We start from the raw sequence: 25,843 nt of genomic DNA on the forward strand, positions 1-25,843 counted from the left end.
TGCAGGAAAAGAACGACGCTTTGTCTCATTTTCCGAGGGTTTTCTGGAATGTCCTTTCGATGAACTGTGGGTATGTTTGCATGATAATTGTCTTCAGGTTGACAATATCTTCCCGGTTGTATTCAAGAAGAAGGTCCAGTGCTTCCTCACTTCCGCGCTCGTATTCATGCCAGAGCCTGACCGCATCGAATCCGGTAATGTCGACCGTTTCATCAGTTCGCTGTATCCCCAGCTTTTTCTCGATGGCCTTAAGTCCTCCTGTGAGCCCAATGCGGCGCAGCGGATACATAAGGTCCACGTGGAGCTGGTTGAAATTTATCTCAGGGAATTCGTGCTTGATGAACGGCAGGTCGAAACGTGCCCCATTGAAGGAGGCCAGAAGCTCGTATTTTTCCAGTTCTTCGACGATGTCATCAAGGTCAATGCCTTTTACATACGTTTTAGCATCCTTCCCGTCGTAGATCCCGACCACGGTAATGTAAGAACTGTTGGCAGACAGGCCGGTCGTCTCAATATCAACATAAGCGACAGAATCCGAGAAATGCTCAAAAGCTCTCCAGTGTTCTGCACCCGGGAGACAGTTCGCGAAGTATTCGAAGTCCCTCATCTCAAGGTGCTCTTTCGATTCACTGATCCCCTTTTCGATCCTCTCTTTTCTCGTTTCCGGTATTGAAATGCAGTCCTGATGTTCCAGGTATTCGTCCCACTGGCAGTGTCCGCTCTCCCATATTCGTTTTTCAATTGTTTTCCCTATGCCGGGAATATGTATGTAGGTGCTTGTAAGCATGTTCTTTTGCCCCTTCGAACCTTTCAGCTATACTTCTATTTAATTATGGTGCGTTGGATGATGCGTTGTTAATATAAGGCATTTAGAAGGATTTAAGGCGTAAGAGTACGCATTTTATATATATCATCAACATGTAAATCATATTTACAATTTTAATAGATCAAAACAACAGGGGCTATCATGCGCGCAGATATAACATCACTGTTTGGATTAAATGTGTATACGAATCAGGGTACGTATGTGGGAAAAGTGAACGATCTCGTTTTTGATGTGGATGAGAGGGTCGTTTCCGGCCTTGCTCTTTCAGACATCAACCGTGACATCTTCGATGTTGCAACAAGAGGGGTCATCCTTCCATACCGCTGGGTGGTAACCACAGGGGATATTGTCCTCATACGTGATATCGTTAAAAGGTTCAAGAAACCTGCAAAAGAGGAAGAAAAAGAAGACTGATCCTTCTCATGAAACAGCGGGAGATCTATTCAGATCTGCGCTGCATTCCTCCTGTGATCATACGTGTTGATGGCAGGACATTCAAACATACGCTATCGCGGCTTGGTTGTGAAAAGCCGTATGATGAAAGGTTTGCATCTGCCATGGCAGATTCTCTGGAACTTTTTTTCAAAAAAAGCGGAATGAGTGCAGCGTTAGCATATACTTTTTCTGACGAGGCGAGCATTCTCTTCTTCGACCTGCCTTTTGATGGCAGGGTGGAGAAACTCGATTCAGTGGTCGCCAGCTACCTTAGCAGCGCTTTTACCATTAAGATGGGTCTGGATGAGCCTGTATCCTTTGACTCCAGGATTATTCCCATCGAAAAAGGGCAGGTTCCTGAGTATCTGGTCTGGCGCCAGGACGAGGCATGGAGAAACTGTGTAAGTTCATACGGATATTACACACTGCGTTCAGAAGGCCTGAGCGAAAGGGAAGCTGCAGCTGCTATCAAGGGCAAGAAAGCGCAGGACATACATGAGATGCTGTTCCAGCGTGGCATAAACCTTGATAAGGTTCCGGCATGGCAAAAAAGGGGTGTTGTCATACATAAGACCGAGTACCATAAGACCGGTTTTGACCCTGTGAAAAACGAAAGGACCCGAAGTAAAAGGAGCAAAGTGGTCCAGGATTGGGATATTCCTATGTTCTCATCCGATGATGGGACAGATTTTTTGAAAAAATATATTATGGGTCACTGATGTACAGTAATCTATATTGGTTACGAATGTACCGTAACCTATTATGGTGATGACTTGACTTTAAAGTTCCATCATTCATAGTGATCCGTTTAAATTCTACTATGATATTGAAGGTGAATTCATGGAAAAGATCGATCTTATAAAAAGAAACGTGCAGGAGATTGTCACAGAAGCGGAGCTTACAACATTGCTGGAGACCAAGGAGCACCCTTCAGCATATGCCGGCTACGAACCTAGTGGGAAGATCCACATGGGTCACGTTCTTACTGTGAACAAGTTAATGGACCTTCAGAAAGCAGGGTTTGAGATCACTGTCCTTCTTGCGGATGTCCATGCCTACCTGAACCAGAAAGGTACAATGGAAGAGGTGCGCAAGACCGCGGACTACAACAAGGAATGTTTCCTTGCACTCGGACTGGATCCGGAAAGAACGAATTTCGTATATGGCTCTGATTTCCAGCTTTCTCCTGACTACATGCTCAATGTGCTCAAGCTCACCCAGTCCACTTCACTGAACAGGGCAAAGAGAAGCATGGATGAGGTCGGAAGGAAGATGGAAGACCCAAAGGTATCCCAGATGGTCTACCCGATCATGCAGGCTGTCGATATCGCACTTCTCGGAGTTGATGTCGCAGTAGGTGGCATTGACCAGAGAAAGATCCACATGCTTGCAAGGGAAGGTCTTCCAGGACTTGGTTTCAAGGCTCCGCTCTGTATCCACACCCCGATACTTCTCGGACTGGACGGTACCAAGATGTCATCATCCAACGAGAACTACATTTCAGTGGACGATGATGAAGCATCCATAAAGAAGAAACTTAAGAAAGCCTTCTGTCCGGCAGGTGTTGTTGAAGATAATCCGATGCTTGAGCTATTCAAGTATCACATAATGCCTCGCTACGATGAGATCGTCTTCGAAAGGCCGGAAAAGTTTGGCGGCGACCTTGTGTGCAAGAGCTATGCAGAACTTGAGACAGTATTTGCAGACGGAAGTCTTCACCCAATGGACCTGAAGAACGGTGCCGGCAAGTACATCAATGAGATACTTGACCATGTAAGGGCAGTTCTTGGATAATATGATAGGGCAGCAGAATCCCTGCTGCCTACGTAATCTATTTAACGTTTGCACTATAAGAATTAACTCAATAAGAATTAGTCGAATTGGGGAACCGCATGAAATATACATTTCAAGATTCTAATGAATTATCCATCCAGAGAGATGTTATACAGGATCTTCAGGATTTTGTTGACACGTCCAGGAAAGTTCTTCCTATTGAGAATGCTTCCATTGAGAAGAATGATGATCTGATCAGCAGGCGAACATCTCTGGAAAACGGGTCTGAAGAACTGGAGTCCATCAATAGTAAGATCCTGGATTTCATTGACAGCATCACCGGAGAAGTTGAAGAAAAAGATCTCCTTGATTACAGGAACTCTATTCTTGATGCATGTGAAACTTCTTTCAACAAGAGTTCAGGTTCCATGCTTTCCGAGATCGAGATCATTAACAAGGATATAGATGACGGACTGGATGATGTGGAAAGACAGATCCTTTCCATACTCGATCCCTTCTTTGAAGGTGGCGTTTATGGCACAACAGAAAAATATTTTGCTTCAATGGACAGAAATGTTCTGCGAGGTAAGCTGACGTCAACTGTTGTTGGAATGGAATATGAGTCCGAACTGGCCTTCACCGATAATACGATCACCATGAGGGGGCTGTATGGCACTCTCTTTTTACCGACGTGGACAAGATCCGGTATCATATACAAGGAAGATAAAGTGAAACTGGAAGAAGTTTCCGATTTCCTTCTGTCATCTCTGGATTTTGATGATAATCATATTAGTGCTACATTCGTTAACAAGAAATCTACCAAGCGCTTCAAGGTTGACATGAGTGGAGATGCTCTGGAAATATATTATGATGGCAATGAGGTCACAGCAGACCCCGCACTCATGAACTCTGTCAAAGAAGAGAATGTAAAATCAATGCTGGATGCCCTTAAAGACTATATCAGGTCCCATGTTAAGAAGAAGACCCTTGTCAGGCTTATGCTTGATGGTGAAGATGCGATTCGTAACAACCAGACATTCGATTGCCTGAAGCTCATAGCTGAGCAGTTCACGGACATCATCAACGAATGCATTGGCCGAGGTTATGTTGAAGGTGAGATCACAATAAAGATCGAGCAGAATGACGGAACCCGTACTGAGAAATATGTGGGCAAGACTGAACTTTTCGACCAGCTTTCAGAGTTTGGAAGTGAAGGTCTGGAACTTGCAAGCCTTCTTGGTGTAGAGAGCTCCTGATACTTTTAGATCCGGATGGTCCCTAATATGACCTATCTTTTTATCTGTTTCACTATCTTATTATCTTATATATTACCTGAAACAGAGGTTAACATTAGAACATCTCTGGTATTTATTCGGGGGAAGGCTGGATGGAATCTTTCATAATAAATAATCTTACCATAATTTTCGGTTTGTCCATCGCCATCCTTTATTTCTGTCACCGTCTTCATATACCCATAATCGTCGGATTTCTTTTCACGGGTATGTTATTAGGACCCCATGGTTATGGTCTCATAGATGCCATTGAAGAAGTAGAAGTACTTGCCGAGATAGGTATCGTACTGTTGCTTTTTACGATCGGTGTCGAGCTATCGTTAAAGGATCTCTGGAGCATGAAACGGGCTGTTCTTATTGGCGGTTCTATACAGGTGCTGCTTACAATAGCAGTTGTCTATTTCATATCTTCCTGGATCGGGTCCGGTTTTGCGGAATCCGTTTTTATTGGTTTTTTGTTCTCTCTTAGTAGTACGGCTATCGTGCTCAAGCTTTTGCAGAAGAGGGGTGAGTTGCATGCCCCGCATGGACGTCTTTCTCTTGCAATTCTGCTTTACCAGGATGTCATTGTGGTTCCCATGATACTGGTGACACCGTTCTTAGCAGGTGTGGGTTCTACAGGGGACGCAGCGCTGCTTCCCATAATTGCAAAAGGTATAGGCCTGATCGTTCTGGTCATGGCCAGTGCGAAATGGGTCGTTCCAACTGTTCTCTATCAGATAACAAAGACCCGTGATTCGGAGCTTTTCTTTCTGAGCATCATTGTTGTATGCCTTTCGGTCGCATGGCTGACATCCAGCATGGGCCTGTCCCTGGCATTGGGTGCTTTCCTTGCAGGATTGATCATTTCTGAGTCAGAGTACAGCCATCAGGCACTCAGTAATCTCATTCCCTTCCGTGATATCTTCATGAGCTTCTTCTTTATCTCCATCGGGATGCTTCTAGACATTGGTCACTTCTTTGAGAATCCGGTGTTGTTCATACTTGTGGCTGCCGGGGTACTGTTGTTAAAATCAGTTATAGCAGGCCTTGCCTCATACTTACTTGGCTTCCCTATGCGTACTGCGGTTCTGGGCGGACTTGCACTTGCACAGGTTGGTGAGTTCTCATTTGTTCTGTCCAGGTTCGGTCTGGAATTTGGTATCCTTGATCAGGACGTGTACCAGCTGTTCCTTGTGGTCTCCATCCTTACAATGGCAGTAACTTCATCTGTCATGTCACTTTCACCCAGGGTCGCAGACCGGGTAGTGAACCTTCCTCTGCCATCAAAGCTCAAATGTGGCTTTCACCCCGGGGCGATGATGGATGTTCTGGATAAAAAGACCCATCTTGAAGACCATCTGATCATTGCAGGATTCGGGTTCAATGGTAGAACCGTTGCAAAGGCAGCAACAGTGGCAGGAATTCCTTATATCATTCTCGATACAAATCCGGAAACGGTGAGAAAGGAACAGCTAAAGGGTGAATTGGTCTATTATGGGGATTCTTCTCAGAAAGGTGTACTGGAGCATGCGGATATCAAGAATGCAAGGGTACTTGTGGTATGTATATCCGATCCGGCGGGAACCAGAAGAACGGTTGCACTTTCCCGGAAATTAAATCCCAATCTGCACATTATTACGCGTACACAGTATCTGCAGGAAATGGAACCTTTGTATTCACTGGGTGCAAATGAGGTCATTCCTGAGGAGTTTGAGACATCCATCGAGATATTCGTAAGACTGATGAAGAGATATCTTATTCCAAAGGATGAGATCGACAAATTAGTTTCAGAGATACGCTCGGACGGTTATGAGATGTTCAGGACGTTGTCAGGTACAATGAACATCTATGACATGGAAGTTGATATTCCGGAAATGAACATTACGAATGTAAGGGTGAGGTCATCTTCATATGTGGTCGGCAAAACACTTACCCAACTTGGTCTGAGGAAAAAATATGGCGTCACAATACTTGCGATCCGCAGGAACTCGGAAATTCTTGCAAGTCCGGATGCTAATATCTCCCTGATCTCGGGTGACGTGGTCGTACTGATGGGTACGCCGGAAATGATCTCAAAAGTAGATCCGTTATTTGCAGGCGGGGATATAGAATAAGGAACATGGAGGGGTTAATATGGAACGTAGCATTGAAAGTATAAACGAAAGCATCGGGATAGGTGAAGCTATTGTGCTTACTGCACAGGAGGTCTGTGAACTTGCAGGCCGCGGGGAAAATATCGAAAAAGTGGATGTTGTGACAGCAGCTACACGTGCTATCATGAGCGGGACATATGCGATCCTCTCTTTCCCTGTGGACGCACCCTGCAGTTTCCTGCGTGCGAAGGAAGTCTATATGAACGGGGTTCCTGCCCATGTAGGTCCATGTCCCAACGAAAGGCTTGGTATCCTTGATCTGATGCTTTTTGGCACCGATCACAGTCTTGATGACCATCATTATGGTGCCGGACATCTCTTCCGTGACCTTGCAGCAGGAAACCCTGTGGACGTAAAGGTCGTTACAGATAGCGATGTGACCTTCACAACAAAAGTGACACTTGCTGATATGCCATATGCAATGATGTATGGTACCCGCCACGCTTTCAAGAACTATTCTGCTTTTGTTAACACCTCAGATGACCCGGTATCTTCCATATTCCATGCAATGGACTTCGGACCAAGGCTTACAGAGGCCACGATCTCCGGATGTGGCCAGATAAATCCTGTAAAGAACGATCCGTTGCTGCGATCCATCGGTGTGGGAACACGCATCCTCATGAACGGTTCAGAAGGGTTCATACTGGGACCTGGGACCCGTAGTGCGAAAGAGAAACCAAACCTGACGGCCTTTGCGGATATGCATGACATGGACCCTGAATACATGGGTGGTTTTTTCACATCAGCAGGTCCGGAATGTATAGTTTCATGGGCAGTCCCCATAGCTGTGACCGATCCTTCAGTAGTGGATGCAATAGCAGAGCGTGACAGGCAGCTCAAGATGTCAGTAATGGCCGTGGACAAAAGGGCATGTGTGGGTTATTCCACTTATGGTGACGTGTGGGAAGATGTGGATCTGGAAGTAAAGTTCGATCCGAAGGAATGCATCACTTGTGCTGTATGTGAGCCTAAGGAACAATGTCCCATGGCTGCTATAAGCTTTGATGAAGACAAAGTGAGACTTGACAGGTATGCATGCTTTAACTGTGGGCTATGCACAACGTTGTGTGTGGGAGATGTATTCACCGGTAAGATGGGCTCCATCAATTTCGAGCTCGGTGACCATTCGGCGAACGTTCCTATCGTCCTACGCCAGTCTGACAAGAAAAGGGCTTTGCAGATGTCAGAAAAATTAAAAGAAAAGATCCTTGAAGGCTCTTTCAGACTTACTCAGATGGTCGAGCACATTCAGCCATGAAACGCTCGATTATCTCTTCAGGGGACAGGCCGATCACGGGTACAGATGCATTTCCGGCATCCACACGTACAACTATCACTCCCCTGTCAATTTTTTTGAGTATATGTTCAATCTCATTTTCATTGTCTGCAGTATGAACTTCCTGTACCCCTGCTCCCCTTGCAACAGCACCAAGGTCAGTTCCAAGGGATGTAGCTGTAGGCTGGTCTCCGGTCGAACCGTATGTGCCGTTGTCTATCACAACAAGCAGGTAGTTCTCAGGTCTTTGGTGTGCAATGGTTGCCAGACTGCCCATGTTCATGAGAACAGAACCATCGCCGTCAATTGCAATAATATGTCTTTTTGGAACTGAGAGAGAAAGCCCGAGACCAATGGAAGATGCAAGTCCCATGGAACCAAGCATGTAGAAGTTCCCGGTTCTGTCCTTCACGTGGTGCAGTTCCCTTGAAGGTAATCCAATATTGCACACGATGAGGGAATTTTTCTCTTCTGCCTTTCTGGCGATCATGGAGATCACGTCTATGCGTTTCATTCTGCCTCCCAGAAACCGATCTCGAGAAGGACTGCAACAGGTCGTCCCTTTTCAGATGCGATCGCCCATGCATGAAGTATTGTTTCTTCCACATTGTCTATGGTAGGCACGACATATGGTATATCAAGTGCATCAAGCAAAGAGGTTGTAAGCTGACCCATGGGTACCTGAGCACAGATAGTTTCACCTTCTACGCCCCTGTGGCTCATGATCAACAGCAGGGGGATGTGGAATAGTTTGTTCAGGGATGCAAGTGCGTTGATGGAGTTTCCGAGCCCGGAATTCTGCATGAGCATTGCAGGGATCTTTCCTCCCATGTAAGCGCCGGCACAGATGCCCACTCCTTCTTCTTCACGGGTCACAGGCACGTGGATCATGGAAGGATCACTGTCGATCATCGGAAGTATATCCTTCAGGTTGATACAGGGTACACTGACAACAAGGTCGATTCCTGTCATCCTCATACCATTGAATACCGATATGCTTGGATCCATTTTCTCACCATACTTTCAGGTCGATCGCTTCGATCCTGACGTTCCTTTCCTCCACGCCCACGATGATGCCTGAATGCACTTTCTGCATCATGCAATGCGTGGGGATGAACTTCACGGTCTCACCTACTCTCGGGATGCGTCCCTTTTCGACCTTTCCGTCAAAAGCGAATATCAGGCATATCCCTGCATCGAGAAATTCAACATCCTCATTTCCAAGACGCTGCAGAGGTCCCACCATATGGATGGTGTTCATTCCGCGGGATGTTTTAATGACCTTTGCGAAATGAGTTATAGGGCAACCAAGTGGCCGGTACCTTACGAGATCACCTGCTTTGAGCTCGGTGCCGTCTATAGGATGAATGTCCTCCCTGCATGATGGTTCGCCGGTCAGTGGTGCAAGGGTGAAGTCTGCTTCGAGACCATCGATCACACCAATAATATTCGTACCGTCAGACCTGTCCTTCAACAGTTCCTTTAGCTTCTTCCTGTTCTCAGAGAACTGTTGCTTTCCCATGAAAGGGCAGAGGCCTATGTCCTCGGCCTTTCTCATATTCTCTGCAAGATCACGGCATTGATTGTATCCGCATTTGCCGCAATTATATCCGGGAAGCAGCTCAAGTATCCCTTCCATTGATTACTCCCCCTTATATTCCATGAATCCGTCAAGGTGGCGAAGAACTCCCATGTGGTATTTGCGTTCAACGCGTTTTTCACCGCTACAAAGGGTACAGATGGCGAGTGGTGGGTTATACCTGAGTACCATATCTTCTCCTGCTTCAACTCCATCCTCGATGAGCTCTGCAAGTTCGATGGCACCTTTTCCGCTAAGACCGTTAGCTTCTACCACAAGAGAATCGGGGTTAACTTCCAGTACTCTTTCCCTGAAAACCTCACGTTCTGCCTGTGAGACGATGTCGCCTTTTGTCATGACCACGATATCTGCAGTGGTCAGTAACGGTCCTACCTTCAAAGGTGTGTTCGGACCGGTGGTCACGTCGATGACACAGACCGCTAAACATGAATCCGGATATGGTGCACATCTTAAGCACAGTCCGGCGGTCTCATTGAGCAGGACGTTGGCACCTTCTTCTTCTGCCCATTGCAGCATGGGTTCTGTATTATAGATGGTAAAATGGTCAGGGCACATATCCCTTGCAAGACCTACCCGAATTGGCACATCAAGCCTTCCAAACCTCTTGTCATCATCTGTCCAGAGACAGTCGACCTTGACAACTGCAGGCTTATTGCCACGCCTTTTCAAGGCCTTTATGGTATGCAATAATACGGACGTTTTTCCGGAACCAGGGGTTCCTGCAACAACTACGAGTTTCATACAACACCTTCCACGATCTCCCCTCGTCGAATGATCTCGCGAAGGTCCATCATCCAGTTATCAACTTCTGAGACACGATTCCCGACATTCTTCTCTTCAGTGCTTGTCGTGATTATATCGGACATTCCTCCGTTCTTTATGACTATCCTGCGGGATGCCATAAGTGCCAGTACAGGGTCGTGTGTAACTACAACTACGATCTTCCCTTCTCCTGCAAGAAGGGCCAATGCATCCTGTTTTTTAATTCCTGCGTTCTCGATCTCATCGATAAGCACGATGGGTGAATCGCTGATCACTGCTATATCTGCAGTCATCAGGGAACGTGACTGGCCACCACTCAGGACGGTAAGGTGGTCGTCCTCATGGATGGGTTCTCCTGTAAGGATGTTTGCCAGTTCGATGACCTTGTGCATAAGCTCGGGATCTTTTCCCCGGCTTCTGGCATGCATTTGCAGAAATTCAGAAACGCTCATATCAGCAAGGAAATGCATGTTCTGTGAAAGCTGTGCTATAAGTTTCAGGCGTGGGTCAACCCTCATTTTTGCATCCGGTTCTTCGTCATTGATAAGTATCCTGCGTTCGGTTGGTGTGTCTCCCTGTGCCAGTTGCTCGATATCATCAATAAGTGTACTTTTTCCGGAGCCTGTGGGACCGACTATTCCAAGTATGTCTCCGGGATTCACTTCGACCCTGTCCACCGGTTCCTTTGTACCATCCTTGTTAACGCCTCCGATGATCGTCAGCTTGATAGAATTGCTCATTTCAGTAACCTCCTTTACTGAAAAGTTCGGAAACCTTTTCCAGTATCTTTTTCTCTGCATCCGGATCTGTTTGGGATACGGTAAGATCGACGCCCAGTTGCTTTGTAGACAATGCTTCTTGTAATCGTTTTAGCCCCCCTCCGGTTATGTTCAGTACGATCTGCTCATCAGGTTTGACCTCGCCTGCATCCACTGCCCTGATCAGTGCAGCACAGGCAACAGCTGGTGCTGGTAGTATATCGATACCTTCGCTCTGTTCGAAGAGCTTCTGTGCGGCCTCAGCTTCCTTGTTAGTGATCCCGTAGATCATCCCGTTCGTGTCATCCAGTGCATCCTTTACCCCGCCGCTGGCTGAATATGGCGGTTTCCTGTTGTAGAGCACATCATCATGCATTTCTTCAGGACAGCGTCCTGTAAGTTCAATGCCTGTCCATAATGAGTAGAGTGGTGCACATGGCAGGTTCTGTGCAAGATGTAATCGCGGCATGTTGTCCCCGAAACGTCCGTCCTCAATGAGCCTCATCGATGCTTCCCAGGCCGAGATCCCTCCGGTTCCGCTGCCCACTGCCTGGAAATAGTGTTGTGGCAGGCTTCCGGTCGTAAGTACTGCATCCAGCATCACGGTTCCCATTCCATCCCTTCTGGCAATGTTGCGGGCACCGCCCTCGCTTACAAATTCATCTCTTGATGCTATCTTTTCTGCCATTACAATAGCCTGATAGTAGTCCCCGTCCACGGTCACCGTGCAGATAGAGGAAGTGTCATCGTTCGTTGTCCAGACCCGGTGTGTGCTGTTCTTTGGTACTATCAGCAGCAACTTCTGTCCTGTTATGGATGCCACATGTGCAAAGGCCCTGGCAGTGTTGCCGGCAGATGCAACCACCATTATCCGGTCTTCATTATTCTCTATTAATCTCTGCATTGTGGGGAATGACTCAAGGTCCTTGAAGCTGCATGTTCTTATGAAAGCCTCTTTTTCGGGCCAGTAGCCGTTGAAAGTGATGTTCAGGTCCTTTACTCCAAGCTCTTTTGCAAACCCCTCACTTTTGTATGTCACAGGTCTGCCGGAACCTTCCTCTATAATGCCGTTTACCGGCAGCCAGTCGTAATATCTCCAGATCCCCGGCATGTCTGTCGGTTCTATCTGTTTCTTAGAATACTCTGTACGCAGCAATGCATCGTCATTGGGGCAATGTAATGCATACGGATCCCTGACTTGTCCACACTCTGGACATTTCACGACATACTTATTCATGAGTTCAAGTCGGGGAATCTGCTTATATACTTTTTCATTAAATGGGCAAAAATTGCCGTTTTAGGTTCATTCTGCTTAATCGTATGGACTATTGGGTGACAAATATACAAAAATGTAAAATAAATATTTATGGGCATTTTCAGTCATGCCCTTAAAAGGGATCACGTATCCCTCAAAAAAGATCTTTAATCGATCAATTTCCCGACAACAGTGAAATCTTCCATAACGTCGTCATCATGGGGTGAATCGTCCATTTCCTCAGTAAGGTCAATGCCACCTTCATGCATTCCCTGGTGATCCCCATCATCCCACAGCATACTGTCAGTTACGTCGTAGACTTCTCCCTGATATGCTATGTAGCACTTTGCTCCATCCTTACCGTTGTACTTTGCAAGTTCTTCCTTTGTGAATTCTTCCACTTCAATGACCCCCATTCTCAATATCTGATATTCTGTGTTAATAATGATTTACGCTTTCTTCAACGTTACCCAGAATACGCTGCCAGCCCCATCCGGATTATCTTCAACTCCGACTTCCCCGCCATGAATGTCTACTATTCTCCTCACAATTGCAAGCCCAAGCCCACTTCCTTTTATTTTGCAATCCCCCACCGCTCGTTTGAAACGATCGAATATCATGCTTTTGTCCTCGTCTGCAATACCTTTTCCTGAATCAGTTACTGTGACCTTCCAGTATTCATCTTGATCTTTCACGTCAATTTTGATATTTTCGTTTTCAGGACCGTATTTTACAGCATTTGATATCAGATTTGCAAAAACTTCCTCTATCATCGGGTTTACAAGTGCATCATACCTGCCTTTTGTTTCAAGCACGATCTCCATCTCTTTCTGGGCTGCTTGGTATTCAAAATGAGATCGGCAATCATTCAGGATCTTTGTAATGTCCACTGGTTCGAAATCGATCTCATCCGTCGATTCCAATTTGGCAAAAGCTGCCACACATTCGATAACTTCGATGAGCTTTTGATTTGTGTTATCAATTCTGTCCAGTTTCTGTAACTTATTTTCATCATCTTCCCCGATAAGCAAAAGATGAGTATATCCGTCTATGACAGTTGCATGGTTCAGAAGATCATGGCTCAGGATATCCGTAAAAATACCTTTAAATTCATTTGAGTTCTCAAGTTGCTTTGCATATTTCCTGAGCATTTCCTCAGTTTCCTTGATCTCGGTCACATCAAAAATTGCTCCGACAAGTCCGGCTTTCTCCCCGTTCAGATCTGTGAATAGCGATTTGTTGAACATCACTCTACGTCTTGAACCATCTGTTATTGATTCGGTCCATGATTCATATACCTGTATTTCACCGTTTTCGAAAAGTTCATTGTCCTTCTCATAGTATTGTTGTGCAAGATCCTCGGGAGCCAGTTCAAAAACAGTTCTTCCGACGAGTTCTTCTCTTTTTATTCCTATAAAATCCTCAAATGCTTTGTTGCATCCAAGATACATGCCATCTTTATTCTTGTAGAACACAGGTAAGGGGATAGCATCTAGAAGTTCCTGCAGGAAATGGAAATATGTTCTCTGGACCTTTTCGGCCTCTTTCCTTTGTGTAATATCATTCCCAATAGCTATAGCCCCAATAACTTCTCTATTTTCATTAACAAGGTTTCTCGAGTTCCATGATATTATACGTTCTTCACCATCTTTTCTTGTGATAGTGGTCTCAAGTCCGGCTACTCGCTTACCTTGTTCTAAAATAGCTTTAGCTTCTGCAAATACTTCATTACGATATTTTTCATCCGGATACAGTAGATCCCAGATCTTAGTACTGCCAATAATCTCTTCTCTGGCGTATCCACTTATTTTTTCTGCAGCATTGTTCCATATGACAACCTCTGCATCTTTGTTGAGAACGTCAAGCCATATATCTGCATTTTCAATAACGGTTTGCTGGAATTGCGTCAGGTTGCATATCTTTTCATCAGCCAGTAACTTTTCAGTGATATCCTCTACTGTAAAAGTAATTCCTGATGGTGGGTTCTTTGGATCTATAAGGGCAAAAGTAAAGGCAACGTCAATTTTCTTTCCGTCCTTGCGTATCCATTTTCCCTGTGCCTGGATCGGTTCTTTGTTCTCGACCAGTCCTTTCAATATATTGCCGACTCTGTAGTACTCTTCTTCATCAGGATAAAGGAATCTTGAATTAACTCCCACAATTTCCTCTCTTGAATATCCGACCAGTTCGCACATATTGTCATTAACATCTCTGAATGCCCTGTCCCAGACCACCCCAATTCCTATCGGTGTTGCAAGGAATACACTTCTGATCTTTGCTTCCTTTTCCTTGATCTCCTTCTCATAATTATTTTTCTCGGTGATGTCCTGCAATGTATAAATGATCCCTCTGGATGGATCTTCCTTATCCAGAAGTGCAAGTTTCATGGAAATATTAATAATTCTTCCGTCTTTGTGCCTGAATCGGGTTTCTGTTGTTCTTGTGCGTTTTTCCCTGATAACGGCCTCCATTTCTTCCCCGACGATCCTGTAACATTCATCAGATGGATAGAACATACGGGTGTCTTTTCCGATGATCTCCTCTTTTAAATATCCAAGTATGTGAGAAGCTTCTTCATTAGAATCCAATATTTTTCTGTCACACGTAACTCCCATTCCGATCGGAGCAACATCAAAAAGACGACTTATATGTTTCTCTTTCTGTTTTAACGTCTCTTCAGCACGTTTTCTTTCTAGTATATCTTTTTTGAGCTGTTCATTGGCTTTTTCCAGTTCAGAAGTTCGAAGTTCGACGAGCTCTTCGAGACGGTTACGGTACTTTTTTAGCTCATCTTCCGCGATCTTGTATCTGGTGACATCCCGGATCACGCCAATTATTCCCGGGGAATTACCCTCTTTATCGCTCTGGAAGTGTGGGTAGTTCTCGACCCAGTGCACATTTCCTTCACTGTCGAGCAATCGGAATGTAGTGGAAAATGCTTTCTTTTCCCTCATTCCTTTTTTGAAATCAGCTACTTCCTTTTCACGATCTTCCGGATGAATGTAATTCTCAAAATAGTTGTTCACCATCTCTTCAGGATCGATCCCATAGCGTTTAATTTGAGGACTTATGTAAAGTACAACACCTTCTTCATTTATGCTGTAGATTATATCATTGGTGTTCTCGATCAGGTATCGGTATTTTTCTTCCCCTTTATTCACCAGATCGTCTATGGAAACATAGTCTGCAGTAGCTGTCATTGTAGTTTGTCCCCTTGAGCAGTAAAAAAACAAAACAGGTATTATGTATGCCCTGAATCCATATATAACTATATTTGTCAAATCCAAAAAAGTAATACTTACCGGTTCAACAATACTTGTAAATTGTTTATCTTAATGATACAATATGATCTATAAAGTTGAAAATGAGTCTACAAAATTTGATAAATGATCGATCTATGATCTGACAGCTACTTTTGATCCATAGGATAATTGGAGATATTTCATACTTTTCTGAACGTTACCCCGAACACAGTTCCTCTGTTTCCTGGATTGTCCTCCACACTGAGATCTCCTCCATGGAGGTCAACGATCCTTTTAACAATAGCAAGTCCGAGTCCGGTACCTTTCACTCCCTTTTTGTCCACACGTTTGAAACGGTCGAACACCAGTGACTTTTCATCATCCGGTATCCCATCTCCATAATCGGTAACTGTGACCATCCAATCCCTGTCCTTATCCAGGATATTAACAATAACCTTTGAGTTATCGGGACCATACTTTATGGCATTCGATATCAGGTTTGCAAACACTTCCTCTATCATAGGATTAGCCAATGCATTGTATTCTCCGTGTATCGGAAGTTCGATATAAACGTTTCTCTGGTTGGCCTGATACTGGAAATGTTTCACGACATCTTTTAACATTCCTGCAAGTTCTATTGACTCGAACTTGATGTCATCGATGGTTTCGAACTTAGCAAAAGATGCTGCGGATTCTATGAGTTCCATAAGCTTACGGTTACTGAACTCGATGTTCTCCAGCTTCTTTATCTTCTTTTCATCCTTTTCCATCTCAAGAAGCATATATGCAAATCCGTTGACCACATTTGCATGGTTCAGGAGATCATGACGCATGATATCCGTGAATATTTCTTTAAGTTCATTGGAATGCTCAAGTTGTTCAGCATATTCTTTCAGGATCATTTCAGATCTGACGCGATCAGTGATGTCAAGAATTACACTTATAACTCCAAGGATATTCCCTTTTATGTCAGTAAAAACAGATTTATTGACCATAATGTTGTGCTTTTTCTGATCACTGGCGTAGATGACTTCCTTTTCATAGGTCTTTGATCCGCCTGTCTCGATGAGTTCCCTGTCCGTGTAATATGATTCACCGGTCGGGTCTTCAACCTGTAGTTCTGAGGTTATTTTTCCAGTTATATCTTCTTTTTTGATACCGGAAAAGTTCTCAAATGCTTTGTTGCATCCAAGATAACCCCCATCTTTATCTTTGTAACATATAGGTGCAGGTATGGCATCAATGAGTTCCTGCAGGAAATGGACATGCTTTATTTGCATCTCTTCTGCTTCTTTTCTTCTGGTAATATCATTACCGATGCCGATAGTTCCGATGTTCTCGCCTTTTGAGTTCAGGAGTTTCTTGTAGTTCCATGAAACGACACGTTTTTCCCCATCCTTTCTTGTAATGGTGGTCTCCAGGTCGGATATCTCCGATCCTTTTTCTATGATCCTGGAAATTGTTGAAAAGACCTCATCGCGATATTCTTTATCCGGGTATAACTGGTCCCAGATCATCGTGCTGCCGACAACCTCATCCCTTGTGTAACCACTGATCGTTTCTGCAGCATTGTTCCATATAACGACCTCTACGTCCCTGTTAAGCACATCAAGCCATATGTCCGCGTTCTCAATGACGGTTTGCTGGAACTGGCTCAGGCTGACGATCCTTTCTTCTGTTCTTTTCAGGTCCTCTATCTCCTGCTCAAGGGGTTCCCTGGACCTTGTAAGTTCCGCATTTCGAAGTACCAGGTTTTCATCAAATTCATCACGATATCTCTGCAGCTCTTTTTCCATTGCGATGTGTTCAGTGACATCTTTCATGATGCCGATGATCCTGGAAGGGCTCCCATTTCTACCGCTCTGGAATTCGGCATGGTTCTCAAGCCAGTGTTCTTTCCCATACTGGTCAAAAACCCTGAGCAATGTGTCAAAAGATGTGTTTTCCGTCATCATCTTCTGGAATCCGGATGCCAGATTTTCACGGTCTGATGAATTGATATAGTTCAAAAAATGAGTGTCATACATCTTTTCAGAGTCCAGCCCATATTTCCTTATCTGGGGACTGATGTAATCTATAACACCTTCCGAATCTAAGATATAGGATATATCGCTGATGTTTTCGATGAGGAAGTCGCATCTATTTTCTTCCACATTCAATGCATCATGCATGGTGACGCTCTCTATATGACCTGTCATTTTGGGCTGCCTACAAAAAAATAAATTATACTTATAATTATGAGTACTTAATTCTATATGAATTTTTTTGAGTATGTATTTATTTCTTCAGTTCTCAAGTATTTTTGAAACGTGTTTTAACATCTTTTGTATCGAAATATGTTGTGGACATTTCTGTTCACAGAGTCCGCATTCAACACATCTGGATGCTCTTTCCTCAGGTGGTACGAACAGATCGTAGTGAAGACGTGCTTTTTCAAGATTTCCGTACATGGAAGCACTGTTCAGGTAGGTAAATGCAGCAGGTATGTTCACTCCGGAAGGACATGGCAGGCAGTATTTGCAGTCGGTACAATCAACTTCGATCTTTTCAAGATATACATCCCGAACATTCCCGATGAGCTCATGCTCTTTCTCAGAAAGCGATCCTGCAACTCCTTCTTCTGCATAGGCGATATTCTGTTCCACCTGCTCAAAATTGCTCATTCCGCTCAGTACGATGCTTATCTGTGGCTGGTCCCAGAGATACTGCAGACACCAGTTTGCAGGTGTGCGTTTAACATCTGCACTGTCCCATATCTGCTGCACGCCATCGGGGATCCGGACAAGACTTCCGCCACGCAGTGGTTCCATGATGGCAACACCAAGGCCTTTATCGGCAGCGTACAGCAGACCTTCCTTTCCTGCCTGGTAGTTCTCATCCATGAAGTTGTACTGTATCATGCAAAAGTCCCAGTCATAGCCATCCACGATCTCCTTGAACACTTCGATATTGTCATGGAAGGAGAATCCTATATACTTTATCTTCCCGGCTGATATTGCATTTTCAATAAAGTCGAACATTCCCAGCTCTTTCATCTTTTCCCAGTGGCCTCTGGTAAATCCGTGCATGAGGTAGAAATCGATGTAGTCTGTCTGAAGCCTGCGGAGTTGCTCGTCAAGGAAGCGGTCCATGCCCTCTCTTTTTTCCACCAGCCATAGTGGCAGTTTTGTTGCGAGGTAGACCTTTTCACGATAACCGTTGTTCAGCACTTTTCCCACGAAGGGCTCACTTTTTCCTTCATGGTAGGGATAAGCTGTGTCAAAATAGTTCACACCCTGGTCGATGGCGTATTCTATCATCCTGGTTGCCTGCTCTTCATCGATCTGGTCGTCTTTTCCATCGATGACAGGAAACCTCATACACCCAAAGCCAAGTATTGAAACGTTCTCTCCTGTTCTTCCAAATTTGCGGTATAACATCTCATCCCTCTATTTTATGTATCATCAGCTATCTCTTGAGGTTGCACGGTATTGCATCGAAGTTCTTCTACAGTTTTTATGATAGATGTTTACCGCTATTAATATTCACTCGTTGTGCTGGTGATCCTTTGTATCGAACGGTCAGGTCTGATGGTGTTGCCCAAAAGGAGTTCAAGAACTCGGTCTTCATAGGCCATGCTGCTCCTATAAGGGATGAAGCCGCTGCAAAGACCTTTTTGCTTGCCGTTAAGGAGCGATATGGTGATGCTAACCATAACGTCTCTGCTTATCTGATCAAGAACGGCAGCACCCTTGTGGCAAAGTATGATGATGATGGTGAGCCCGCAGGCAGTTCCGGGAAGCCGGTCTTCAAGGTGCTGGAGCTTAAAGAGCTGAGCAATGTGGCAGTGGTGGTGACCCGTTATTTCGGTGGCATAAAACTGGGATTCGGAGGTCTTTCCAGAGCCTACAGGGAGGCAGCGGTAGCAGCTATCGAGGAAGCCGGTATCATTGAAGTGCATGAGATGACGACCCTGAAACTGAAGGTCACCTATTCCGACATCCAGCCTGTGAAGAAACTGATCGAAGAATATGGTAACCTGCTAAATGAGAACTACACCGATATTGTGGAACTATCTGTTGAAGTGAGAAAAGGCACCGAGGACGTTTTCATCTCACAGATCACGGACCTGACAAGGAACAGGGCTAATGTGGCATATATTAATGATTGATCCCAACTGCGAGTAAACTATTTATTTCAGGCAATCTATCTTTTTTGTGGGGATCATATGCAGATCAGAAAAGAAGAAGATACCGATTATATCGCGATCACAGAGGTGAACGATCATGCTTTTGGCCAGGAGTACGAGGGCCAGCTTGTTGTAAACTTAAGGATGCACTCCGATTTTGTTCCTGAGCTTTCACTGGTTGCCGAGGTAGATGGCAAGGTTGTAGGGCATATCCTGTTCTTCCCGATCAAAGTTGTTGACGATGGCAAGGAATATGATTCCCTTTCACTGGCACCAATGTCCGTTCTCCCGGAATTCCAGAAGCAGGGTATTGGCAGTACCCTTGTAAAGGAAGGACTTACTGTGGCTGAGAACCTCGGATACAGTTCGGTCATTGTTCTGGGACATCCCGAGTACTATCCACGCTTTGGTTTCAGGCCTGCATCTCAGTGGGATATCAGAGCTCCTTTTGAAGATGTGCCGGATGAGGCATTCATGGCAATAGAGCTTGTTGATGGCGCACTGGATAATGTCAGAGGTGTTGTGGAATATCCTGAGGAATTCTGTGAGGTCTGAAGTTCTTTAAACCAGGCTTTTCCATAATTCAACCCTCCAGTTATTCTCTCCTCTCCCCTTCTTTATCTATATACTCTATTTATTCTACAGTCCTATCTATATTCTATCCAGACAAGCTCTATATATCCCAATGTCTATTCCTCGCCTGAGGGTCGTGAAAATGGCTCCTCCTTCAGGCAACATTATGATAGACAATACAAAAGTATTTAGAAAAATAATCGATTCAATAACGACCCTTGTCCTGTACATCCTTCTCCTGACACTGGTCGTTGGAATGGCTAAAACAGTGCTGGACCTGAGGTTCACTATATTCTCATCTCTGGATGTTGGTTTTAATCACATGGTCTCCAGTGTCCTCACGATCTTCATACTGATCGACCTGTTCAACACTTTTGTAGATTACCACGAGCATGAGCGCATCAAACTGACATACGTTACTGACGCCACCATCCTGATCGTGATGCGCGAGATCGCTGTGGGCATGTACGCAAAGGAGTTCGAGTCCGGATTCATCCTTGCTCTTGCAGCACTGATACTGGTACTTGGAATTGTGCGTGTGCTTGCGATCAGGTATTCACCTGAGGACCTGCATGATATTGTGCCATCATTTATGACCGGAAAGCAAAAAGAAACAGGAAATGAATGAGGTTTAAGACAACAGGGATGTTTCTATATCTAGACAGGATCTCACTTTTCGGACCTATATCTGAACTCAAAACCAAGGTGATTCAACGCAAACAATGCCATCATCATCACAGCAATGAGATAGAAAACCGCTGCATAGGATGCGAGCATATAATTTATGAGATTACCACATGCCAATCCTACATCCATATACGAGAACACACTGATCGCTCTACTGGATATTGGATAAAAATAATGTATGCCGCCTCTGGCAAGATCATCCAGCAATAGATGCGAAAGGGACGCAGACTCGGCAAAAAGCCCCATATATACAGCCTTGCCAAATTCCCGATATAGCATATATCCAATAATCGCTCCAAACAGGAGTGCAAAGGAACTGAACAGCAGTGAATGCGTTGGGATTGGTCCGATCAGGGTGTGTTCCAGAGTACCATTCACAATGATATTATAACCAGCCGTAATGTCCGGGTACAGTGCAAAAAACGCTCCTATAAACAGCAGCAACAGGAGATGCCTGATATCTCTGGATGAAATATCTCTGCGAAGGAGCGCCACAAAGATTGTATAGACTGCTATTGCACAGATGCAGAACACGAAGAACATAACATGCGCAACTGGATATGGCATATTAATAGATAGAACACCTGAGGGTATAAAATTATCTGAGATATGCTGGTGGGGTGTTTAATGGCTCTACTACTGATCCAATGAAAAGATCATTCTCCAAAATTCCGCTTCACACTCTATGCCCTTTCACCATCACCACAATCACTTCTCCATCCGAATCGTTATACTCTCATTAGTATCTTCCAAAACAGAATACATCACAGAACTATCCCATTCTACATGTGAACCATCGGCATTAAAATCCCCGAAAATCATCACATTCCCACTCATATTCTCTCTCACAACCAGATACTCCAAATCATAATATTCAATCGTATCATTAGTTATTTTAATCAAAGACTCTTCCTTCTCGAAAACCTCTTCTTCCAATCTGTCAATCCTCTGGTTATCCTGCATCGTCAGATTCACATGATTGTTCTGAACATCTCCCATCAAAACAATAGTATCCACAACTTCCTCAACAAGTCCATTGCTCTGCAAAACCATGCCAATAGCCGCCAGCCCAAAGATCAGGCCAACTAGGCCAATACCCACTCCAATCTTTGCAATCTTGACAGCCTCCTCATTATCCTCAACACCGACCTCTCTCATTAAGACTCTCATACCTTCTTTTTGCTTATCGTTCATCTCAATCACATCCCATCTTAATCAATTTATTTGGGAAGCCTCTTTTTCAGCTACCTCTTTTATCCTACTGATGATCGACTCCAGTCCATTTGATCTTGCAGGGGAGAGATTTGACTTCAATCCAATTTTGTCAATAAAATATAGGTCAGCATTTAATATCTCTTGAGGGGCTCGGTTGTTTACTACCTTAGCTACAAGAGCAATGATCCCTTTAGTTATCATCGCATCACTATCGAGATCAAAGATCAATTTGCCATCTTTATTATAACTTCTGATCCAAACTTTGGATTGGCATCCGCTGATCGAATTGTCTTCAGTCTTAAACTCTTCATCCATCGGTTCGAGTTCTTTAGCAAAAGAAATAAGGAGACCATATTTGTCAAACCATTCAAGACCGTCAAATTCTTTTATAATTTCATCCTGAATAGCATCGTTCACTTGTACATCATCTCTACTTTATTTATTCCTTCAACCAGCATGTCAACATCTTCTTTTGTATTATACAATGCAAAACTTGCTCTCACTGTGCCTTCTACTCCGAGGAATCTCATCAGTGGCTGGGCACAATGATGTCCGGTCCTGACAGCAACCCCCATCTTGTCTAATATCAATCCTGTATCATAATGGTGAATATTGTCCAGATTGAATGAGACAGCTCCGCACATCTCATTAGTATTTCCATAAACTGTCACAATATCCATTTCCAGCAGTTTATCTCTTGCGTAGGAATGGACATCATGCTCATGCTTTTTTATTTTATCCATGCCTATTTTTTGCATGTGATCAATTGCTGCACCGATACTTATTGCTCCTGCAATATCTGGTGTGCCTGCTTCAAACCTCAAAGGAGGATCTAGATAAGTTGTTTTTTCAAGACTTACTTTATCAACCATGCCCCCTCCGCCTATTGCCGGCATAATATCACTGAAGCGATCGCTTGTATAAAGCACTCCAACTCCGGTTGATGCATACATCTTATGGCCTGAGAAAGCCAAAAAGTCGCAATCGATGTCTTTTACGTCAAGAGGTAAATGCTGTATTGACTGGGCTGCATCCACCAGAACCGGGATGTCGTGATCTTTGGCAATTTCAGTGATCTCTTTGATCTCATTTACAGAACCAAGAACATTTGAAACATGAGCTATCGCTATCAATTTTGTTTTATTCGTGATCTCCATTGAGTCTATCAGCAAATTGCAATCGTCATCCATCGGAATTGCCTTTACTTTTGCTCCTGCAAGCTGCCATGGTACAATATTTGAGTGGTGTTCCACACCGGTTACCAAAACTTCGTTTCCCCTTAAGGAAGATCCAAGCGAGCGTGCGACCTGATTAATGGAACCGGTTGTTCCGGAAGTAAATGTCACTTCACTCGGGTTGCGAGCACCTATGAAGTCACTAACTTTTTTTCTTGCTTCCTCATACCTTTCACTTGAGACCTCGCTCAGGTAATGCACGCCCCTATGGATATTACTATAATCTGTCCTATAGAACTCAGATATCGTATCGATCACAGAGTCTGGTTTTTGGGTTGTTGCTGCATTGTCAAGATAAACCAATCTTTTCCCGTACACCTTTTGTGCAAGTATCGGAAAATCTTTTGCAAAATCTGTCATCTTTTCACCATTTCAACAAGAGAGAACCATTTTTTATCATCGCTAAAGATATTCTCTACGGAAAGCCCTGCAGCCTCTGCCATTTTTTTGATACCATCAACAGTATATTTGTGAGAATTTTCTGTGTGGATCATCTCTCCTTTTTTGAAGATTATTTTCTCATTTAATATGGGGCTTGCTACTTCCTGATCTGTTTTTGCTTTCAGGTGCATCTCGATCCGGGAATATTCCCTGTTGAAGAATGCAACATGCTCAAATTCCTCCGGATCAAAATCGGTCTCAAGATGATCATTTGCAACCTTCAATATGTTCTTATTGAATTCTGCAGTGATCCCCTGGCTATCATTGTAGGCTTTCTCGATGATGCCAATATCTTTTACCATATCCACTCCAAGGAGAAGCCTATCGTTCTCATTCATGACCTTGCCGAGATCTGCCATGAATTCAATTGCTTTTTCTTCAGTAAGATTGCCGTTTGTGCTTCCGAAGAAACAGAAGAACCTTTTTCTTTTTCCCGGAATCTTTTCAATATGCTCAAGGAAGTCAGCAGTAATACCATGGATTCCCATTTCGGGATATTTATCCTGAAGGTTACAGGCAGATTTCTCTATAGAATCTTTGCAGACGTCAACTGGATAGTATACTATAGTCTGACGAATCTCTCTTGGCACTTCATCGAGAAATACTGAAATTTTAGAACAGTCCCCACTTCCAAGCTCCACAAGATCGCTTTCTTCCAGCTCTTGTTTCAATTTTTGAGCAGTTGACCTAAGCAATGGGATCTCGATCTTTGAAGAATAGTATTCTTCTAACTTAGTGATCTTCTCATACAATTCGGATCCATGATGGTCGTAGAAGAACATGGAAGGAAGTGTTTTAGGATCTGATCTCAGGCACGCTGCTAGTTTTTCCCTAATGGAACTATCTCCGATCTTTGGCATGAAATCTTCTATGATCATTGTTTGGGTACTCCCCTTTCAGAAGGAAGATCGTTATTGCTCCATTCAAGCCATCCACCATCATAGACTGCTGCTTTATCCCAGCCCATAAGCCATGCGTTAAAGAAAGCTTCACTACCCCTCCAGCCTGTTCCGCAGTAGAATGCGTTGCGCTTTTCGGGAACAATTCCGATCTTCTCCCAAATTTCTGCAACTTCCTGAGCTTCGCTCATGGTATGATCCAGGTTCCTGTAGTTTTCCATGTGGTAGGCATCTGTTCCGCAATCTCCGAATACTGCTCCCGGGATCCTTCCCTTCTCCTCAATATAATGATAACCACTTACTTCTCCAATGTATTCTCTCCAGCTTCTAATGCACACCAGGTTTTTGTCAGGAGAGGAAAGGATCTCTTTTGCTTCTTCAAGATCAACAAGAATTTCCGGTTTTTGAGGAATGTCAATTCCAAAAGATACTTTATTATTTTTAGCAGGATCCTTGGTGATCTCATAACCTGAATCAAGCCATGACTGAATACCGCCATTAAGTATGCGAACATCTTTTACGCCGGCATAAAGCATGATGAATGCGCACCTCATTGCACCCAGATGGCCTGCGCTGCTTCCTGGAAACGGATCATCATTATTTGGTGAGGAGAATCTTCCATAAAGAATGACTGTGGTATCATGTGTTATGCCTGCATTTTCCAGGACTTCCTTTAGTTCTTCAGGCGAGCGGCGATTCCATGTGTCCTCATATTCAAGGGAGTTGGTGTCAATAGATATTGCTCCCGGAATATGCCCTTTCTCATAATCGGAAGGGTTCCTGTAGTGAGAATGACATAACACGAACTTATTATTGTTATATTCCGGCGCGTTATTTGTAGTGATCAATTGATCGAGCCAATCCGCTGAGACCAGTTGACTGTATCTTTCAAGATGTTCCATGGGTAGATCTTTTTCCGCCCATTCAAGAAAAGAGTTGAAAACAGTTACATCAGGGTAGCCGGCCTTTTCAAATTGCCTTGCCACTTCTTCTGTTTTATGCATGTCATACCCATAAATGACCAGAGGATCTTCCGGCAGAATTCCTTTATTTCTGACGATCTCTATCCAGTCAATATAGTGTAACCATTTGTACGGTAGCGTTTTTGCACCTTTTATGTGTCCGCCTCTTGCCTCTCCACCTTCCTTCCATCCATTATAAGCATCAATAGGCCTGATATCAATTACCTTATACTTATGCAAGTTTTCAGCTAATTCTTTAGTTGTAATTTCCCCCATACAATATAATTTATCTTAATTATTATATTATTG

At 44.1% G+C, this 25,843-nt stretch carries 26 protein-coding genes; 9 read left to right on the plus strand and 17 right to left on the minus strand.

Translation table 11 applies throughout. The features are described 5' to 3' along the window. Nucleotides 1-25 precede the first annotated feature (25 nt). Nucleotides 26-787 carry a ribonuclease H-like domain-containing protein gene (locus BMX02_RS00500; RefSeq protein WP_091688101.1) on the minus strand — a complete coding sequence of 254 codons (762 nt, stop codon included), beginning with the start codon at nucleotides 785-787 and terminating at the stop codon, nucleotides 26-28. Nucleotides 788-967: 180 nt separating this feature from the next. Here BMX02_RS00500 and BMX02_RS00505 point away from each other — a divergent pair, with 180 nt between their 5' ends. From BMX02_RS00505 to BMX02_RS00530, 6 genes are all read left to right on the plus strand, one after another. After that, nucleotides 968-1,240 (plus strand): PRC-barrel domain-containing protein, encoded by a 273-nt coding sequence (locus BMX02_RS00505; RefSeq protein ID WP_048195595.1) that lies wholly within the window; start codon nucleotides 968-970, stop codon nucleotides 1,238-1,240. 8 nt (nucleotides 1,241-1,248) lie between these two features. After that, on the plus strand, nucleotides 1,249-1,980 hold the full coding sequence (locus tag BMX02_RS00510; protein ID WP_091688103.1) for a tRNA(His) guanylyltransferase Thg1 family protein: 732 nt from the start codon (nucleotides 1,249-1,251) through the stop codon (nucleotides 1,978-1,980). Between the two features lie 121 nt (nucleotides 1,981-2,101). After that, a complete protein-coding gene (locus tag BMX02_RS00515) occupies nucleotides 2,102-3,055 on the plus strand; it encodes a tyrosine--tRNA ligase (RefSeq protein WP_091688105.1) in 954 nt (317 codons plus the stop codon). Between the two features lie 98 nt (nucleotides 3,056-3,153). Then, nucleotides 3,154-4,290 carry a hypothetical protein gene (locus BMX02_RS00520; RefSeq protein WP_091688107.1) on the plus strand — a complete coding sequence of 379 codons (1,137 nt, stop codon included), beginning with the start codon at nucleotides 3,154-3,156 and terminating at the stop codon, nucleotides 4,288-4,290. A gap of 131 nt (nucleotides 4,291-4,421) precedes the next feature. Beyond that, nucleotides 4,422-6,422, plus strand: coding sequence for a monovalent cation:proton antiporter family protein (locus BMX02_RS00525; RefSeq protein ID WP_091688109.1), 2,001 nt, complete (start codon nucleotides 4,422-4,424; stop codon nucleotides 6,420-6,422). 19 nt (nucleotides 6,423-6,441) lie between these two features. After that, nucleotides 6,442-7,719 (plus strand): methanogenesis marker 16 metalloprotein, encoded by a 1,278-nt coding sequence (locus BMX02_RS00530; RefSeq protein WP_091688111.1) that lies wholly within the window; start codon nucleotides 6,442-6,444, stop codon nucleotides 7,717-7,719. On the opposite strand, the gene comE is transcribed toward BMX02_RS00530, so the two are convergent. From comE to BMX02_RS00580, 10 genes are all read right to left on the minus strand, one after another. Next, entirely contained in the window at nucleotides 7,688-8,251 is a 564-nt protein-coding gene (gene comE / locus BMX02_RS00535) for a sulfopyruvate decarboxylase subunit beta (RefSeq protein ID WP_091688113.1), read from the minus strand. The genes BMX02_RS00530 and comE overlap by 32 nt on opposite strands. Further along, nucleotides 8,248-8,745: a sulfopyruvate decarboxylase subunit alpha gene (gene comD / locus BMX02_RS00540; RefSeq protein ID WP_091688115.1), complete on the minus strand. Its 498-nt coding sequence runs from the start codon at nucleotides 8,743-8,745 to the stop codon at nucleotides 8,248-8,250. The genes comE and comD overlap by 4 nt, the downstream gene beginning before the upstream one ends. Nucleotides 8,746-8,749: 4 nt before the next feature. Beyond that, complete coding sequence (locus BMX02_RS00545) at nucleotides 8,750-9,376, minus strand: (Fe-S)-binding protein (RefSeq protein ID WP_091688117.1); 627 nt, start codon at nucleotides 9,374-9,376, stop codon at nucleotides 8,750-8,752. 3 nt (nucleotides 9,377-9,379) lie between these two features. Beyond that, the gene (locus BMX02_RS00550) at nucleotides 9,380-10,078 is read right to left on the minus strand and encodes a GTP-binding protein (protein WP_091688119.1); all 699 of its coding nucleotides are present in this window, start codon (nucleotides 10,076-10,078) and stop codon (nucleotides 9,380-9,382) included. Next, a complete protein-coding gene (locus BMX02_RS00555; protein WP_091688121.1) occupies nucleotides 10,075-10,839 on the minus strand; it encodes an ATP-binding cassette domain-containing protein in 765 nt (254 codons plus the stop codon). The genes BMX02_RS00550 and BMX02_RS00555 overlap by 4 nt, the downstream gene beginning before the upstream one ends. 1 nt (nucleotide 10,840) lies before the next feature. Then, the gene (locus BMX02_RS00560) at nucleotides 10,841-12,094 is read right to left on the minus strand and encodes a cysteate synthase (protein ID WP_091688123.1); all 1,254 of its coding nucleotides are present in this window, start codon (nucleotides 12,092-12,094) and stop codon (nucleotides 10,841-10,843) included. Between the two features lie 185 nt (nucleotides 12,095-12,279). Continuing rightward, entirely contained in the window at nucleotides 12,280-12,528 is a 249-nt protein-coding gene (locus BMX02_RS00565; protein WP_244625079.1) for a cytochrome b5 domain-containing protein, read from the minus strand. Nucleotides 12,529-12,561: 33 nt separating this feature from the next. Then, nucleotides 12,562-15,312 (minus strand): PAS domain S-box protein, encoded by a 2,751-nt coding sequence (locus BMX02_RS00570; RefSeq protein WP_091688125.1) that lies wholly within the window; start codon nucleotides 15,310-15,312, stop codon nucleotides 12,562-12,564. A gap of 242 nt (nucleotides 15,313-15,554) precedes the next feature. Further along, nucleotides 15,555-17,552 (minus strand): PAS domain-containing sensor histidine kinase, encoded by a 1,998-nt coding sequence (locus tag BMX02_RS00575; protein WP_091688127.1) that lies wholly within the window; start codon nucleotides 17,550-17,552, stop codon nucleotides 15,555-15,557. Nucleotides 17,553-17,639: 87 nt separating this feature from the next. Further along, nucleotides 17,640-18,773: an aldo/keto reductase gene (locus BMX02_RS00580; RefSeq protein WP_091688129.1), complete on the minus strand. Its 1,134-nt coding sequence runs from the start codon at nucleotides 18,771-18,773 to the stop codon at nucleotides 17,640-17,642. A 128-nt stretch (nucleotides 18,774-18,901) separates the two neighbouring features. Between BMX02_RS00580 and BMX02_RS00585 the strand changes: the two genes are divergently transcribed. The 3 genes from BMX02_RS00585 (at nucleotide 18,902) to BMX02_RS00595 (ending at nucleotide 20,723) form a co-directional block, all read left to right on the plus strand. Beyond that, the gene (locus BMX02_RS00585) at nucleotides 18,902-19,504 is read left to right on the plus strand and encodes an IMPACT family protein (RefSeq protein WP_091688131.1); all 603 of its coding nucleotides are present in this window, start codon (nucleotides 18,902-18,904) and stop codon (nucleotides 19,502-19,504) included. A gap of 57 nt (nucleotides 19,505-19,561) precedes the next feature. Then, complete coding sequence (locus BMX02_RS00590; protein ID WP_091688133.1) at nucleotides 19,562-20,077, plus strand: GNAT family N-acetyltransferase; 516 nt, start codon at nucleotides 19,562-19,564, stop codon at nucleotides 20,075-20,077. 130 nt (nucleotides 20,078-20,207) lie between these two features. Then, nucleotides 20,208-20,723 carry a phosphate-starvation-inducible PsiE family protein gene (locus BMX02_RS00595; protein WP_244625081.1) on the plus strand — a complete coding sequence of 172 codons (516 nt, stop codon included), beginning with the start codon at nucleotides 20,208-20,210 and terminating at the stop codon, nucleotides 20,721-20,723. Between the two features lie 41 nt (nucleotides 20,724-20,764). Here the strand turns inward: BMX02_RS00595 and BMX02_RS00600 are convergent, their stop codons facing one another. The 6 genes from BMX02_RS00600 to BMX02_RS00625 form a co-directional block, all read right to left on the minus strand. After that, complete coding sequence (locus tag BMX02_RS00600; protein WP_091688135.1) at nucleotides 20,765-21,349, minus strand: metal-dependent hydrolase; 585 nt, start codon at nucleotides 21,347-21,349, stop codon at nucleotides 20,765-20,767. 141 nt (nucleotides 21,350-21,490) lie between these two features. Continuing rightward, entirely contained in the window at nucleotides 21,491-21,976 is a 486-nt protein-coding gene (locus tag BMX02_RS00605; RefSeq protein ID WP_091688137.1) for a hypothetical protein, read from the minus strand. A 21-nt stretch (nucleotides 21,977-21,997) separates the two neighbouring features. Next, nucleotides 21,998-22,414 carry a SufE family protein gene (locus tag BMX02_RS00610; protein ID WP_091688140.1) on the minus strand — a complete coding sequence of 139 codons (417 nt, stop codon included), beginning with the start codon at nucleotides 22,412-22,414 and terminating at the stop codon, nucleotides 21,998-22,000. Further along, nucleotides 22,411-23,592, minus strand: coding sequence for an aminotransferase class V-fold PLP-dependent enzyme (locus tag BMX02_RS00615; RefSeq protein ID WP_091688142.1), 1,182 nt, complete (start codon nucleotides 23,590-23,592; stop codon nucleotides 22,411-22,413). The genes BMX02_RS00610 and BMX02_RS00615 overlap by 4 nt, the downstream gene beginning before the upstream one ends. Next, nucleotides 23,589-24,551: an L-histidine N(alpha)-methyltransferase gene (egtD, locus tag BMX02_RS00620; RefSeq protein ID WP_091688144.1), complete on the minus strand. Its 963-nt coding sequence runs from the start codon at nucleotides 24,549-24,551 to the stop codon at nucleotides 23,589-23,591. Before egtD ends, BMX02_RS00615 begins: the two co-directional genes overlap by 4 nt. Then, nucleotides 24,548-25,810 (minus strand): rhodanese-like domain-containing protein, encoded by a 1,263-nt coding sequence (locus BMX02_RS00625; RefSeq protein WP_091688146.1) that lies wholly within the window; start codon nucleotides 25,808-25,810, stop codon nucleotides 24,548-24,550. Before BMX02_RS00625 ends, egtD begins: the two co-directional genes overlap by 4 nt. Nucleotides 25,811-25,843: the final 33 nt, after the last annotated feature.

The organism is Methanococcoides vulcani (assembly GCF_900111645.1).
Lineage (GTDB): Archaea > Halobacteriota > Methanosarcinia > Methanosarcinales > Methanosarcinaceae > Methanococcoides > Methanococcoides vulcani.

Coding starts and splice junctions, on each gene's coding strand:
- BMX02_RS00500 (WP_091688101.1), bottom strand. CDS start 787: ATGCTTACAAGCACCTACATACATATTCCCGGCATAGGGAAAACAATT.
- BMX02_RS00505 (WP_048195595.1), top strand. CDS start 968: ATGCGCGCAGATATAACATCACTGTTTGGATTAAATGTGTATACGAAT.
- BMX02_RS00510 (WP_091688103.1), top strand. CDS start 1,249: ATGAAACAGCGGGAGATCTATTCAGATCTGCGCTGCATTCCTCCTGTG.
- BMX02_RS00515 (WP_091688105.1), top strand. CDS start 2,102: ATGGAAAAGATCGATCTTATAAAAAGAAACGTGCAGGAGATTGTCACA.
- BMX02_RS00520 (WP_091688107.1), top strand. CDS start 3,154: ATGAAATATACATTTCAAGATTCTAATGAATTATCCATCCAGAGAGAT.
- BMX02_RS00525 (WP_091688109.1), top strand. CDS start 4,422: ATGGAATCTTTCATAATAAATAATCTTACCATAATTTTCGGTTTGTCC.
- BMX02_RS00530 (WP_091688111.1), top strand. CDS start 6,442: ATGGAACGTAGCATTGAAAGTATAAACGAAAGCATCGGGATAGGTGAA.
- comE (WP_091688113.1), bottom strand. CDS start 8,251: ATGAAACGCATAGACGTGATCTCCATGATCGCCAGAAAGGCAGAAGAG.
- comD (WP_091688115.1), bottom strand. CDS start 8,745: ATGGATCCAAGCATATCGGTATTCAATGGTATGAGGATGACAGGAATC.
- BMX02_RS00545 (WP_091688117.1), bottom strand. CDS start 9,376: ATGGAAGGGATACTTGAGCTGCTTCCCGGATATAATTGCGGCAAATGC.
- BMX02_RS00550 (WP_091688119.1), bottom strand. CDS start 10,078: ATGAAACTCGTAGTTGTTGCAGGAACCCCTGGTTCCGGAAAAACGTCC.
- BMX02_RS00555 (WP_091688121.1), bottom strand. CDS start 10,839: ATGAGCAATTCTATCAAGCTGACGATCATCGGAGGCGTTAACAAGGAT.
- BMX02_RS00560 (WP_091688123.1), bottom strand. CDS start 12,094: ATGAATAAGTATGTCGTGAAATGTCCAGAGTGTGGACAAGTCAGGGAT.
- BMX02_RS00565 (WP_244625079.1), bottom strand. CDS start 12,528: ATGGGGGTCATTGAAGTGGAAGAATTCACAAAGGAAGAACTTGCAAAG.
- BMX02_RS00570 (WP_091688125.1), bottom strand. CDS start 15,312: ATGACAGCTACTGCAGACTATGTTTCCATAGACGATCTGGTGAATAAA.
- BMX02_RS00575 (WP_091688127.1), bottom strand. CDS start 17,552: ATGACAGGTCATATAGAGAGCGTCACCATGCATGATGCATTGAATGTG.
- BMX02_RS00580 (WP_091688129.1), bottom strand. CDS start 18,773: ATGTTATACCGCAAATTTGGAAGAACAGGAGAGAACGTTTCAATACTT.
- BMX02_RS00590 (WP_091688133.1), top strand. CDS start 19,562: ATGCAGATCAGAAAAGAAGAAGATACCGATTATATCGCGATCACAGAG.
- BMX02_RS00595 (WP_244625081.1), top strand. CDS start 20,208: ATGTCTATTCCTCGCCTGAGGGTCGTGAAAATGGCTCCTCCTTCAGGC.
- BMX02_RS00600 (WP_091688135.1), bottom strand. CDS start 21,349: ATGCCATATCCAGTTGCGCATGTTATGTTCTTCGTGTTCTGCATCTGT.
- BMX02_RS00605 (WP_091688137.1), bottom strand. CDS start 21,976: ATGAACGATAAGCAAAAAGAAGGTATGAGAGTCTTAATGAGAGAGGTC.
- BMX02_RS00615 (WP_091688142.1), bottom strand. CDS start 23,592: ATGACAGATTTTGCAAAAGATTTTCCGATACTTGCACAAAAGGTGTAC.
- egtD (WP_091688144.1), bottom strand. CDS start 24,551: ATGATCATAGAAGATTTCATGCCAAAGATCGGAGATAGTTCCATTAGG.
- BMX02_RS00625 (WP_091688146.1), bottom strand. CDS start 25,810: ATGGGGGAAATTACAACTAAAGAATTAGCTGAAAACTTGCATAAGTAT.